The sequence below is a fragment of the Amycolatopsis coloradensis genome, from assembly GCF_001953865.1.
Lineage (GTDB): Bacteria > Actinomycetota > Actinomycetes > Mycobacteriales > Pseudonocardiaceae > Amycolatopsis > Amycolatopsis coloradensis.
This window is the reverse complement of the sequence record NZ_MQUQ01000002.1, coordinates 35,494-47,834: the sequence shown is the minus strand read 5'-3', so window position 1 is coordinate 47,834 and position 12,341 is coordinate 35,494. Positions and strand designations below refer to the sequence as shown.

The following is a 12,341-nucleotide window of genomic DNA, read 5'->3' as shown; positions in this document are numbered from 1 at the left end:
CCTAGTCTTCGCGGAGCTGTTCGTCCGCCTGCGCCCGCTGGGACGCCTCGCGCATCTCGATGACGTCCGTCAGCCAGTCGCCGGTCTCGCGGGCGATGTCCCGGATCGCGCCGGTGATGATCGTCGCGATGTTGCCGATGTGGGTGGCCGCCGACTCGGTGACCTCTTGGACCACGTCCTTGGTGCTTTCGAACTGACCGACCATGTCAGACACCTTAAGCCGCTCGGAGGGTCTTGTCGCTCTCCACGGTAGCGGGAGTGCGGGGTTCACCGTTCCAGGGCATGGCCAGTTTCACGATCTTCTTGGCCACCGAGAACAGCTGCTTGTGGAGCGGGCCGGTGTTGTACGGCAGGCCGTACTTCTCGCAGATCGCCCGCACCTCGCCCGCGATCTCCGGGTAGCGGCGCGCCGGGATGTCCGGGAAGAGGTGGTGCTCGATCTGGTGCGAGAGGTTCCCGGTCATGATGTGGAAGAGCTTGCCGCCGGTGATGTTCGCCGAGCCGAGGATCTGCCGCAGGTACCACTGGCCCCGCGACTCGTTCTCGGTCTCCTCCTCGGTGAAGCTCTCGACGTCGGCGGGGAAGTGCCCGCAGAAGATGATCGAGAACGACCACAGGTTGCGGGTCAGGTTCGCGGTGGCGTTGCCGAGGAAGGTCAGCGGCGCGAGCGGGCCGGTCAGCAGCGGGAAGAGCACGTAGTCCTTGCCGACCTGGCGGCCTGCCTTCTTGAGCATCTTCAGGCCGACCTCCTTGTTGTCCGACCACTTGCGCTCGCCCTTGACGACGCGGTCGAACTCGAGGTCGTGCAGCATCACGCCCCACTGGAACATGAACGCCAGCGCCACCGCGTACACCGGGTTGCCCAGGTAGTACGGGTGCCATTTCTGGGCCGGGTCCATCCGCAGGACGCCGTAACCGATGTCGCGGTCCTTGTCGAGGATGTTGGTGTAGGTGTGGTGCATGTAGTTGTGCGAATGGCGCCAGTTCTCGGCGGGGGCGACGTTGTCCCACTCGAACTTCTGCGAGCTCAGCGCCGGGTCGCGCGTCCAGTCGTACTGGCCGTGCATGACGTTGTGGCCGATCTCCATGTTGTCGAGGATCTTCGCCACCGAAAGCGCGGTCACCCCGGCGATCCACGCGGGCGGGAAGAATCCGGCGAACAGCAGCCCGCGACCGGCGACCTCGAGCGCGCGCTGCGTCTTGATGACGTTGTGGATGTAGTCGACGTCCACCTGGCCGAGGTCGGCGACGAGCCGCTGCCGGATCTCGTCCAGTTCGCGGCCGAAACTTTCGATCTGAGCCGGGGTGAGCTTGTCCTGCAAGCCGGTCATGCCGGGGTCCTTTCTAAGCGTTGATCTCGACGTCCCCGACCGGGACGGAGATGCAGAGCTGGATCTCTTCGTTCTCTTCGCTGGAGGTCTCGCCGGTCTTGGCGTTGCGCACGCAGCCCGAGGTCTTGATCTGGGTGCAGGAGAAGCAGATGCCCATCCGGCAGCCGTGTTCCGGGCTCAGTCCCGCGTCTTCGGCCTGCTCCAGCAACGGCTTCCCGGAGTTCTCGAACTCACGGCCGCTGCGCGCGAACCGGACCTGCCCTTCGGCGTTCTCGGTGTCGAAGGTGAGCGCCGGCGGCGTGAACTCCTCGGTGTGCAGATGTGCGCCGAGGCCGTCGGCCTCGAACGCCTCGCGGACCGAATCCATCAGCGGCTTCGGACCGCACAGGAAGGTCTCGGCGTCGGGGTACCAGGACGCGGCCTCCACGAGGTGTTCCTTCGAGAAGAACCCGTGCAGGTCGCCGCCGGTTTTCGCGTGAGTGAACGCGTGTACCACCCGCAGACCGGGCAGGCGGCGGGCGAGGTCGCCGAGTTCGGCGCGGTAGAGCGTGTCGTCGGCGGTGTTGGAGTAGTGCAGGAAGGCGACGTCGCCTTCGTACTTCTCGTCCGCCAGGGTGCGCAGCATCGACAAGACGGGGGTGATCCCGCTTCCGCCGCTCAGCAGCAGGATCCGCCGCGGCCTCGGCGACGGCAGGGTGAACTGACCGTCCGGAGTGGACAGTCCGAGCACGGAACCGGTCGTGATCGTGCGGTTCAGGTGCCGTGAGACGAGGCCCTGCGGGTCGGCCTTGATGGTCAGTTCCAGTGTGCCGTCGTGCTCCGAACCGGCGGGGGAGTAACAGCGGGTCCGGCGGACGCCGTCGATCTCGACGGTCACCCGCACGTACTGGCCTGCGACGTGCCCGCGCCAGGCCCGGCTCGGCTTGATCGTCAGCGTGACCGTGTCGGACGTCTGGCGCCGGACGCCGGTGACCAGGCCGCGGATCTCGCGGCGGACCAGCATCGGGTCGACGAGTTCGAGGTAGCGGTCCATTCCGTGGGGCGTGAGCAGGGCCTCGGCCAGCGAGGCCAGCCGCCTGGCCCTGCGCGGTACCAGTGCCGTCATCACTTCTCCCGAATTCAGTGAACGCTTGTACACTGAACAGTGAAGTGGCGACGGTCGTCCTTGTCAACGCGAGAGGTGGGCGATGTGACGTGAGTGATACCGCGGAGGCGATTACGCTGTCCGTCGTGACAACAGAGCCCGTTTCCCGGCAGGAGCGCAAACAGCGCACGCGCCAGGCGCTCCTGGACGCGGCCCTGGACCTGGTGGCGGAACGCGGGTTCTCCGGGCTGAGCCTGCGCGAGGTGGCGAAACAGGCCGGGATCGTGCCGACGGCGTTCTATCGCCATTTCGCGTCGATGGGCGAACTGGGCGTCGCGCTCGTGGAAGAGTCGATGCGCACTTTGCGCACGATGATCCGCTCGGCACGCACCAAACCGGCCGCGTACAACGACATGATCAAGATGTCGGTGCGCATCCTGCGCGAGCACGTCCGGGCGCACGAGGACCACTTCCATTTCCTGACCAGGGAGCGGTACGGCGGCACGGGCCCGGTCCGGCAGGCGATCGCGTTCGAACTCAAGCTCTTCGTCAGCGAACTCGCCGTCGACCTCGCGCGGTTCGACAATCTCCGCGAATGGAGCACCGAAGATCTCCACCTGCTCGCCGACCTGATCGTGACGACCATGCTCACGACGGTGCTGGAGTTGCTCGAGGCGCCTTCGCGTGACGACGAGATCGGGCGCACGGCCGAACGGCGGCTGCGGCTGATCTTCTTGGGGGTGCCGAACTGGCGCAGCGTTCCATGATGCGGAAACCGCTGCCCTGGGCCCCTTATGAGGTCGCACACCTGGATCGATGGCTGGATCGATCGTGATGGGCGATGTCACGGAAAGATGCCGCCCGGATACGTTCAGCCAGGAAACTTGTCGGCCGGACGTGGTAAACAGTGCGGGTTCGTGTGGTCCTCTCCAGCGAGGAGGTCGCCTGTGGCGGCAGAAAACGAGCAGCTCACGGTCGGTGTTGTCCGGGAGACCGGACTAGGTGAACGCCGCGTCGCGCTGGTACCGAAGCTCATCGAGCGCGTCTCAGGACGCGGACTGCGGGTGGTGGTCGAGCCCGGTGCGGGCGCCGGCGCGCTGCTCGCCGACGAGGTCTTCGAGCAGGCGGGCGCGGCGATCGGCGACGCGTGGGATGCCGACATCGTGGTGAAGGTGGCGCCTCCGAGCGCGGCTGAAGTCGCGAAGCTCAAGCAGGGCACCATCCTCATCGGCTTCCTGAATCCACGGGCCGATCCGGACGGGATAGCGGCGCTGGAGTCGGCGGGCGTCCGCGCCTTCGCTGTCGAGGCGATCCCCCGGATCTCGCGCGCGCAGGCCATGGACGCGTTGTCGTCGCAGAGCAGTGTCGCGGGCTATCGCGCGGTCCTGCTGGCCGCGGAGAAACTCACCCGCTTCTTCCCGATGCTCACCACCGCGGCAGGCACCGTGCCACCGGCGAAGGTGCTCGTGCTCGGCGCGGGTGTCGCCGGGCTCCAGGCCTTGGCCACGGCGAAACGGCTCGGCGCGCAGACCACCGGGTACGACGTCCGGCCCGAGGTCGGCGAGCAGGTCAAGTCGATCGGCGCGAAATTCCTCGACCTCGGCATCGAGGCGGTCGGCGAAGGCGGGTATGCCCGCGAGCTGACCGAGGAGGAAAAGGTCGAGCAGCAGCGCAGGCTCACCGAGGCGATCACGAGGTTCGACGTCGTGATCACCACGGCGCTCGTCCCCGGCCGCAAGGCGCCGATCCTCGTCACCGCCGACGCGGTGAAGGGGATGCCCGCCGGGGGTGTCGTGGTCGACCTAGCCGGCGAGTCCGGCGGCAACTGCGAACTGACGAAACCGGGCGAGGAGATCGTCGAACACGACGTCACCATCTGCTCGCCGCTCAATCTCGCCGCGGAGATGCCCGCGCATTCCAGCGAACTGTACGCGCGCAACGTCACCGAACTGCTGGAACTGCTCGTCGACTCCGAAGGCAAGCTCGCGCTCGACTTCTCCGACGAGATCGTCGCCGGGGCCTGCGTGGCCGGTAAAGAAGAAGGAGGCGAGTGATGCTCGTAGGCAGTTTGGCGATCCTCGTACTCGCCGGATTCGTGGGCTTCACCGTCATCTCGAAGGTGCCCAACACCCTGCACACCCCGCTGATGTCGGGGACCAACGCCATCCACGGCATCGTCCTGCTCGGCGGGCTGATCGTGCTCGGCCTCGGGGTGGACGGCGTACTGAACAAGATCCTGCTGGTGATCGCGATCGCCTTCGGCACGATCAACGTGGTCGGCGGCTTCCTCGTCACCGACCGGATGCTTTCGATGTTCAAGGCGAAGAAGCCGGAAGACGGTGGTGACCAGTGACGACCTTCATCGCCGTCCTCTACATCATTTCCTTCGCACTGTTCATCTACGGCCTGATGGGGCTGACCGGTCCGCGTACCGCGGTGCGCGGGAACTGGATCGCCGCCGTCGGTATGGGCATCGCGGTGATCGCGACGCTTTTGACGCCCGGCATGAGCAACTGGCTGCTGATCGCCCTCGGCGTCGCGATCGGTGTCGCCGTCGGCGTGCCGTCCGCTCGCAAGGTGAAGATGACCGCGATGCCGCAGATGGTGGCGCTGTTCAACGGCGTCGGCGGCGGGGCGGTCGCGCTCATCGCCTGGGTGGAGTTCCGCACCACCGACGGCTACGCGCACGAGCCCGCGTACGTCGCGATCGCGTCGCTCTTCGCCGCGATCGTCGGTTCGGTGTCCTTCTGGGGCTCCAACATCGCGTTCGGGAAACTCCAGGAACTCATTTCCGGCCGCCCGATCACCTTGGGCAAGTTGCAGCAACCGGTGAACGCGCTGGTGCTGATCGCGGCGATCGTCTTCGCGGTCGTCATCGCCATCGGCGGCGACGCCGAACTGCTGATGATCGGCCTGCTGGTCGCGGCCGGCGTGCTCGGCGTGGTGGTCGTGCTGCCGATCGGCGGCGCGGACATGCCGGTCGTCATCTCCCTGCTGAACGCGCTCACCGGTCTGTCGGCGGCGGCCATGGGGCTCGCGCTCGACAACACCGCGCTGATCGTGGCGGGCATGATCGTCGGCGCGTCGGGTTCGATCCTGACGAACCTGATGGCGAAGGCGATGAACCGGTCGATCCCGGCCATCGTCGCCGGCGGGTTCGGCGGCGGCACGGCGGTCGCGAGCGGGAAGTCCGGTGAGGTCCGGCCGGTCCGCAGCACCAGTGCCTCCGACACCGCGATCCAGATGGCGTACGCCAACAAGGTCGTGGTGGTGCCCGGTTACGGCATGGCCGTCGCGCAGGCGCAGCACGTGGTCCGCGAGATGGCGAAGCTGCTGGAGGCCAAGGGGATCACGGTCGAGTACGCGATCCACCCGGTCGCGGGCCGGATGCCGGGACACATGAACGTCCTCCTCGCCGAGGCCGACGTCCCGTACGAGCAGCTCAAGGAAATGGACGAGATCAACTCCGAGTTCGCCCAGACCGACGTCGCGCTGGTGATCGGCGCGAACGACGTCACGAACCCGGCCGCGGAGACCGATCCGGGCTCGCCCATCTACGGGATGCCGATCCTCAAGGTGAACCACAGCCGGTCGGTGATCGTGCTCAAACGCTCGATGAGTTCGGGCTTCGCGGGCATCGACAACGAGCTCTTCTACGATGCGAAGACCAGCATGCTCTTCGGCGACGCCAAATCGTCGGTGGGCGAGATCGTGGAGGAACTCAAAGCACTGTGACCGGTCCCTCGGAAGTCGTCGCCTCGTTCGGCGACCCGGCCGACAACCTCGCGTTCGACGAAGCCCTCCTGCGTGCCGCGCCGGATGCGCCGGTCCTGTGGATCTGGCGCAACACCGACTGTGTGGTCGTGGGGCGGGGGCAGAAGATCGAACGCGAGGTCAAGGCCGACGTCTGTGCGAGCGACGGCGTCCCGGTGCTGCGCCGGGCCAGTGGCGGCGGGACGGTGTTCCACGATCCCGGCAATCTCAACATCACCCTCGTCCTGCCCGGTCAGGCGAACAAACCGCTCGAAGCACTCGGGGAACTGATGACCGCGACGGTGGCCGAACTCGGGCTGCCGTCGCGGCTCGGTGATCGGGGACTGTTCGTCGGTGACTCGAAGCTGTGCGGTTTCGCCGTGTTCCGCACGAGAACGGGTTTGCTCGCGCATTCGACCTTGCTCGTTTCGACCGCGGCCGAACGGGTCGGCCGGTACCTCACCGCGGCACCGGCGGACCCCCGTCCGCTCGACTCGCACCGGAGCCAGGTCGCGTCCCTCGCCGATCATGGCCTGCGCAAAGGTGTTGCCGAAGTCACGGCCGCGGTCCGCTCGGCGGCGGCCGCCCAACTGGGTGAACTCACCACCCGGCAGCCCTCGGAGGCGGAGCGTGAGTGTCACCGCTCGCTCCGGCACACGCGGTACCACTACCCGGAATGGCATTCCGAAGGCGCTCAGCGCAAATAGCCGGAAATAGAGAAAGCCCTTTTGCGCGAGACTCGAAATCGCGAAAAAGGGCTTTTCTCGTTGACTTACTTTTCCTTGGCCGAAAAGGTGACGGCGGGCACCTTGCGGGCGGCCCGGCTGGTCTTCTTCGGCTCCGCGGCCTTCTTCGCCGGAGTCTTCGCGGCGGCCTTGGGAGCGGCCTTGGCGGCCGTCGTCTTCGCCTCGGTGGGGGCCTTGGCCGTCGTCTTCGGAGCGGCCTTCGCGGCCGTCGTCTTCGCCGCGGTCTTGGTCGCGGCAGCCGCCTTCGCGCGCCCGGCCGGAGCCTTGGCCGCGGTGGGCTTCGTCGCGCTGGCGGCCGTCTTCGCCTTGGCAGCGGTGGCTTTCGCCGTGCTCCGGGTGGAGGTCTTCGCCTCCGCCTTGGGCGCGGCCGCGGTCTTGGCGGCGGCGGGCTTGCGGCCCGCGACACCCTTCGTGGCGGGCTTGCGACCCGGCTTCGCGGCCGTCTTCGCCTCCGCTTTCGCGGCTGTCGCCGCGGTCTTCGGGGTCGACTTCGCCGCCCGTGCGCCCTTGGGACGCTGCACGATCCGCGGGCGGAGTTTCCGTCCGCCGATCCGGCGGCCGTTCTCCACGAAAGCACGCAGGATTTCCCGGAGTGCGGCGGCATTGTCGGCCGAAAGGTCGATGTCGTAGGCGATTCCGTCCAAACCGAAAGCGACCGTTTCCTCGGCCGCCTCGCCGGTCAAATCGTCCAGCAAATGCACAGCAGTGTTCCTGGCCATGAAAAAACCTCCCGCGCTCGATCGTTCTACTGCGTAACCGGCACGGTGAAACCTGAACCCGCGGCTGATGACTCACGCAGCGACACGAGGATAGCGGCAGGTTGCGCGAAGCTGCGCGGTGGTGTGCGCTGAATGCATGTCAGCACAGGATTTTGACGTGATCGTGATCGGAGGCGGCCCCGTCGGCGAGGTCGCCGCCGAACGGGCCGCGCGCGGCGGGCTCAAGGTCGCCCTCGTCGAACACGAACGCTTCGGCGGTGAATGTTCTTACTGGGCCTGCATTCCGAGCAAGGCGTTGCTGCGCCCGGGGCTCCTCCTCGCCGCCGCCAAACGGGTGCCGGGTGTCCCGGTCGGCGACGCGGTCGACCCGGCCAAGGTGTTCGCGCGCCGGGACTGGTTCACCGGCAAGGGAGACGACACCGGACAGGTCAAGTGGGCCGAGGGCGTCGGGATCGCCCCGATCCGAGGGCATGGCCGGATCACCGGTGAGCGGGAAGTCACGGTCGACGGCGGTGACGTGCTGACCGCGCGGCACGCCGTGATCGTCGCCACCGGCAGTGTGCCGCGAACGCCGTCGATCCCCGGACTGGACACCATTTCCGTCTGGGGCTCACGGGAGGCGACGTCGGCCGAAGAGGTTCCGCGCCGCCTCGGCGTACTCGGCGGCGGTGTCGTCGGCGTCGAAATGGCGCAGGCCTACGCCACGCTCGGCGCCGAAGTCCATCTGATCATCTCGGGCGAGCGTCCTTTGCCGCGGCTGCCGGACTTCGTCGGCGACGCCGTCATCGCGGGGCTCCGCGAAGCCGGGGTCACCGTGCACACCGCCTCCGGCCTCGACTCCGTGTCCGCTGTGGACGGTGGTAAGGAACTGACCCTGAAAGGCGGCGAGCGGTTGCTCGTCGACGAACTGCTCGTCGCCACCGGCCGCCGCCCGGCGACCGACGGACTCGGCGTGGAGACGCTGGGACTCGAGGCCGGCACGCCGCTCACCACGGACGACAACGGCCGTGTGTCCGCTGTGGACGGTGACTGGCTGTTCGCCGTCGGGGACGTCACCGGCAGGGCGCCGCTGACCCACCAGGGCAAGTACGCCGCCCGGGCCACCGGTGACTCGGTGGCCGCGCAGGCCGCGGGCAAGCCGGTCGACGCCACGGCATGGAGCGCGCACAGCGCGACCGCCGATCACCACGCCATCCCGCAGGTCGTGTTCACCGACCCGGAGGTCGCTTCGGTCGGGCTCGCCGGGCCGGAGGAGGGCAAGCCACACCGCGTCGTCGACATCGACATCGCGGTCGCCGGTTCGTCGCTGCACGCGGACGGCTACACGGGCAAGGCGCGGATCGTCGTCGACACCGAACGCGGTGTCCTGGTCGGCGCGACGTTCGTCGGGCAGGACGTGGCCGAACTGCTGCACGCCGCGACGATCGCGATCGTGGGGGAAGTCCCGATCACGCGGCTCTGGCACGCGGTGCCGTCGTTCCCCACGATCAGTGAGGTGTGGTTGCGCCTGCTGGAGGCGTACGGCCTTTAGCCGTTGACGGGGAGTTCGAGGGCGGCCTTCGCGCCTCGGACCAGGCCGGGATCGTCCGGAGTGGACGGTCCCGGCACCCACACCACCTGGACCAGCCGGACCGACTTCCCGGCCTGGCTGCTCTGGTAGGCCGCGCCTTCGAAGACCGGGACGTCGCCCTGCCACTGGTTGGTCTCGGTGGCGACGTCGAAGATTCCGCCACCGCCGGGAGTGTCGGCGGCCGCCTTGAACGCGGTGGCCTGTCCGGTATCCGGGAACTCCACGACGGCGATCGTCACCGCGGCGGCCCGGCCGTCGATCGAACTGGCGAAGCTGGCCCGTTTCACCGCCGAGCAACTCGTCCGCTGAAGGCTCGACTGGACGTCGCCGTACGCGTGCGACGCGCATTTCTGGTCCGCGGCCGATGCCCGCGAGGTGAACTGGATGTTCTCCACGGCACTGCTGCTCGGCGGGGGAGAACTGGTCGCCGGGGTCGGCGGCGGGGGAGTCGCCGTGGACGCGGCGTCGTCACCGCCGGCGGCGACGCTGATCGCCGCGACCAGCAGCACGATGAGCAGGCCGATCGCGGCGAGCGGGAGCCATCTCACCGTCTTGGACTGGTGTGGGGCCTTCGGTGCGGGCTCGGCAGGAACAGGTGCCGCCGCCGGTGACGGGGCTTGTCGAACCGGGGGAGCGGGCGCCACGGCGACGGCCTGCCGAGCGGGCTGACCGGGCGGGGTGGCCTGCGCGGGCTTGGCGGCCGGTTTCGCCGGTCTTTTCGCTTTGCCCGGATGCCGCACCGGCACCGTCGGCGCGATCGCGACGAGGGGATTCTCGCGGATCACCGTCGGCTCGTCGTCGGAATAGGCGCTGAACCCCTCGCCGAGCAACATCTCTTCGGGCATCGGCGGCGCGTCCGGGGCGAGCGCGGCGATCAGGTCCCGCGCCTGCTGGACCGACCGGGGCCGGGACGCGGTGGCCAGCGAGACCGTCGCGGCGAGCATCGTCGTCGCCGTCGGGTACAGGACGCGGACCGAGCCCGCGAGATCCGCGGCGGGCTGGTCGACCGTCTCGACATACGGGCCGACGGCGATGATCGTGCCGATCGGCCCGGCGCCGGGGGCGACGTCCGCGATCTTGTGCGTGCACGCGGCGGACAGCGAAAGCGCGTCGGTGGCCGGGTTGATCGAGGTGTCACCGTGGACCAGCGGCCAGCCGTCGGCCTTCCACGGCCCGCCGAGCGGGGCTTCGAGCTTCAGCGCCGGATCCGGCAGGTCGACGCCGATGACGATGAGGACGCCCTTGGGCATGACGACGACCGCTTCGACCGGGCGCCCCTCGACCGGGCTGGCGCCGACCAGTGCGACCCCGCCGACGACGTTGCTGCCCCTGCCGAGTGAAGCCAGCGCGGCGCGCACGTCCTCGGCCACCCGGGACGGCTGTTGAGCGAGGCGAACGAGTCGCACGAACCCCTCCCCATCTCGTCGGTCTCGGTGCACAAAGTAGCGCCTCCGAACGGACCAGCGGGGAGACACGTCCCACCCGGGTGACATCGAGGCCATGGCGTGCAAGTTCGCGAACGGCTCGCCGTACGTGGCGGCGGGGCCGTACACGTCGAGCTTCGACAAGGGCGCGGGCCTGGGGGACACCTTCGCCGCGGCGCAATCACTGGGCGCACAGGGCTGAGCCGCGTGAAGGCTGATCTGCTGGCGGGGCACTGCTCCCGCGATCGCTCCCCGACAGTGATGGCCCAAGGTGGCATTGGGTGCATCCGTGCCCGGGGCACGCCCGCGATCACCCGCGTGAAGGCCCCCTTCACGCCCCACCCTTCCGCGGCCGAGGGGCTTTCACGCGGAGTCCCTCGTCCCAATCAGGTGCGACTTGTGGTGTTCATGTGGCCAAACAGCACAGTTGGGGTGCACAATGTGCTCACGCGTACCGGGAGGCGGCACGAGCCACCTGACCAGCGCAGCTCGCGAGGTCGTAGGGGAAGACGCCCCTCGTCGAGTAGCGGAGGTCAGCAGTGAGCACCCGTGGCAACACCCGTGGCGTGGTGTACGTCCACTCGTCGCCGTCTGCGGTCTGTCCGCACGTCGAGTGGGCCATTTCGGGCACCCTGGGTGCCCGAGTCGAGTTGAAGTGGACGGCGCAGCCCGCCAGTCCAGGACAGCTCCGCGCCGAATGTGGTTGGCGTGCGCCTTCGGGCACCGGCGGAAAGCTGGCGTCCGCGCTCAAGGCGTGGCCGATGATCCGGTTCGAAGTCACCGAAGAGCCCAGTGCGGGGGTCGACGGAGAGAGGTTCTGTTTCGCTCCGGGTCTCGGCCTGTGGCACGGCAGGACCAGCGCCAACGGTGACATCGTCGTGGGCGAAGACCAGCTGCGCGCGCTCGTGAGCAAGGTGCGCACCGGAGAATCGCTGGCGCACAAGCTTGACGAGCTCCTCGCCGCCAATTGGGACGAAGCGCTCGAACCGTACCGGCACGCCGGTGACGGTGCTCCCGTCACCTGGCTGCACCAGGTCGGGTAGACGGCGTGAAGACGGAAGAGGCGGGCGGCTAACCTTTCGGGGTGACCGCCCAGCCTCGCCCCACCTCTCGCCAGCGGTGGCTGATCCCCGTCCTCGTGGTGGTGATCTCCCTGACCGTCGGAGTCGGTCTGCTGGCGCGTGATCTCTACCTCCGCCCGGAGGCCGCGCCCACCGAACCGGTCGTCAGCGCTTCACCGTCGCCGGTCGCCCCGGACGCACAGCCCGGATCGCCCGCCGTCGAGGTGACGCCCGACGTCGTCGCGCATCCGCAGTACCAGAGCGTCCGGCAGGTACTACAGGGATATTTCGACTCCATCAACGACCGCGACTATGCGAAGTGGACTTCGGTGGTCACCCGGGAACGGGCCAAGACCAAGACCGCGGTGGAGTGGAAGAAGGACTATCAGTCCACTCGGGACGGCAGCATCCTCGTCCACCGCGTCGAGCCGGGCGCGCCGGGCACGCTCCGGGTCCTCGTCGCCTTCACCAGCACTCAGGACGTCGACGACGCGCCGGTGTACCTGCCGGAGGGATGCATCCGCTGGCGGCTGGTGCTGCCGCTGCGGCTGGAGAGCGGGTCCTGGCGGGTCGACACCACCGAAGGCGGCACCAACCCCGAACACGAAAGATGCTGAAGTAGGGGTCGACATGGTCCCCCAGGCTGACGCGTG

The 12,341-nt window shown here is 68.3% G+C and carries 14 protein-coding genes; 9 read left to right on the top strand and 5 right to left on the bottom strand.

The window, feature by feature from the left end; genetic code table 11:
• Position 1: 1 nt before the first annotated feature.
• From BS329_RS02075 to BS329_RS02065, 3 genes are read right to left on the bottom strand one after another with little or no spacing between them, the layout of a single operon-like run.
• Entirely contained in the window at positions 2-205 is a 204-nt protein-coding gene (locus BS329_RS02075; RefSeq protein ID WP_076155206.1) for a hypothetical protein, read from the bottom strand.
• Between the two features lie 10 nt (positions 206-215).
• Positions 216-1,331, bottom strand: coding sequence for a fatty acid desaturase family protein (locus tag BS329_RS02070; protein ID WP_076155205.1), 1,116 nt, complete (start codon positions 1,329-1,331; stop codon positions 216-218).
• Between the two features lie 13 nt (positions 1,332-1,344).
• A complete protein-coding gene (locus tag BS329_RS02065; RefSeq protein WP_076155203.1) occupies positions 1,345-2,436 on the bottom strand; it encodes a ferredoxin reductase in 1,092 nt (363 codons plus the stop codon).
• 125 nt (positions 2,437-2,561) lie between these two features.
• On the opposite strand from BS329_RS02065, the gene BS329_RS02060 reads away from it, so the two are divergent.
• The 5 genes from BS329_RS02060 to BS329_RS02040 all read left to right on the top strand — a co-directional run bounded on the left by BS329_RS02060 (position 2,562) and on the right by BS329_RS02040 (position 6,875).
• Complete coding sequence (locus BS329_RS02060; protein WP_425266348.1) at positions 2,562-3,182, top strand: TetR family transcriptional regulator; 621 nt, start codon at positions 2,562-2,564, stop codon at positions 3,180-3,182.
• Between the two features lie 180 nt (positions 3,183-3,362).
• Complete coding sequence (locus tag BS329_RS02055; RefSeq protein WP_076155200.1) at positions 3,363-4,469, top strand: Re/Si-specific NAD(P)(+) transhydrogenase subunit alpha; 1,107 nt, start codon at positions 3,363-3,365, stop codon at positions 4,467-4,469.
• Positions 4,469-4,768 (top strand): NAD(P) transhydrogenase subunit alpha part 2, encoded by a 300-nt coding sequence (locus BS329_RS02050; RefSeq protein WP_076155198.1) that lies wholly within the window; start codon positions 4,469-4,471, stop codon positions 4,766-4,768. Before BS329_RS02055 ends, BS329_RS02050 begins: the two co-directional genes overlap by 1 nt.
• Entirely contained in the window at positions 4,765-6,150 is a 1,386-nt protein-coding gene (locus BS329_RS02045; RefSeq protein ID WP_076155197.1) for an NAD(P)(+) transhydrogenase (Re/Si-specific) subunit beta, read from the top strand. Before BS329_RS02050 ends, BS329_RS02045 begins: the two co-directional genes overlap by 4 nt.
• Entirely contained in the window at positions 6,147-6,875 is a 729-nt protein-coding gene (locus BS329_RS02040; protein WP_076155195.1) for a lipoate--protein ligase family protein, read from the top strand. The genes BS329_RS02045 and BS329_RS02040 overlap by 4 nt, the downstream gene beginning before the upstream one ends.
• A 65-nt stretch (positions 6,876-6,940) precedes the next feature.
• Here BS329_RS02040 and BS329_RS02035 read toward each other — a convergent pair whose 3' ends face one another.
• Positions 6,941-7,633: an Lsr2 dimerization domain-containing protein gene (locus BS329_RS02035; RefSeq protein ID WP_076155194.1), complete on the bottom strand. Its 693-nt coding sequence runs from the start codon at positions 7,631-7,633 to the stop codon at positions 6,941-6,943.
• A gap of 157 nt (positions 7,634-7,790) precedes the next feature.
• On the opposite strand from BS329_RS02035, the gene BS329_RS02030 reads away from it, so the two are divergent.
• Positions 7,791-9,164 carry a dihydrolipoyl dehydrogenase family protein gene (locus tag BS329_RS02030; RefSeq protein WP_076155192.1) on the top strand — a complete coding sequence of 458 codons (1,374 nt, stop codon included), beginning with the start codon at positions 7,791-7,793 and terminating at the stop codon, positions 9,162-9,164.
• Here the strand turns inward: BS329_RS02030 and BS329_RS02025 are convergent.
• A complete protein-coding gene (locus tag BS329_RS02025; protein ID WP_076155190.1) occupies positions 9,161-10,609 on the bottom strand; it encodes a hypothetical protein in 1,449 nt (482 codons plus the stop codon). The two genes, BS329_RS02030 and BS329_RS02025, sit on opposite strands and share 4 nt — an antisense overlap.
• Positions 10,610-10,703: 94 nt before the next feature.
• Here BS329_RS02025 and BS329_RS45115 point away from each other — a divergent pair, with 94 nt between their 5' ends.
• The 3 genes from BS329_RS45115 (at position 10,704) to BS329_RS02015 (ending at position 12,305) form a co-directional block, all read left to right on the top strand.
• On the top strand, positions 10,704-10,829 hold the full coding sequence (locus BS329_RS45115; protein WP_279628123.1) for a hypothetical protein: 126 nt from the start codon (positions 10,704-10,706) through the stop codon (positions 10,827-10,829).
• 337 nt (positions 10,830-11,166) lie between these two features.
• On the top strand, positions 11,167-11,670 hold the full coding sequence (locus BS329_RS02020; RefSeq protein WP_091599164.1) for a DUF3145 domain-containing protein: 504 nt from the start codon (positions 11,167-11,169) through the stop codon (positions 11,668-11,670).
• A 41-nt stretch (positions 11,671-11,711) separates the two neighbouring features.
• Entirely contained in the window at positions 11,712-12,305 is a 594-nt protein-coding gene (locus BS329_RS02015) for a hypothetical protein (RefSeq protein WP_076155189.1), read from the top strand.
• The last annotated feature ends 36 nt before the right edge of the window (positions 12,306-12,341 follow it).

Coding starts and splice junctions, on each gene's coding strand:
- BS329_RS02075 (WP_076155206.1), bottom strand. CDS start 205: ATGGTCGGTCAGTTCGAAAGCACCAAGGACGTGGTCCAAGAGGTCACC.
- BS329_RS02070 (WP_076155205.1), bottom strand. CDS start 1,331: ATGACCGGCTTGCAGGACAAGCTCACCCCGGCTCAGATCGAAAGTTTC.
- BS329_RS02065 (WP_076155203.1), bottom strand. CDS start 2,436: ATGACGGCACTGGTACCGCGCAGGGCCAGGCGGCTGGCCTCGCTGGCC.
- BS329_RS02050 (WP_076155198.1), top strand. CDS start 4,469: ATGCTCGTAGGCAGTTTGGCGATCCTCGTACTCGCCGGATTCGTGGGC.
- BS329_RS02035 (WP_076155194.1), bottom strand. CDS start 7,633: ATGGCCAGGAACACTGCTGTGCATTTGCTGGACGATTTGACCGGCGAG.
- BS329_RS45115 (WP_279628123.1), top strand. CDS start 10,704: ATGGCGTGCAAGTTCGCGAACGGCTCGCCGTACGTGGCGGCGGGGCCG.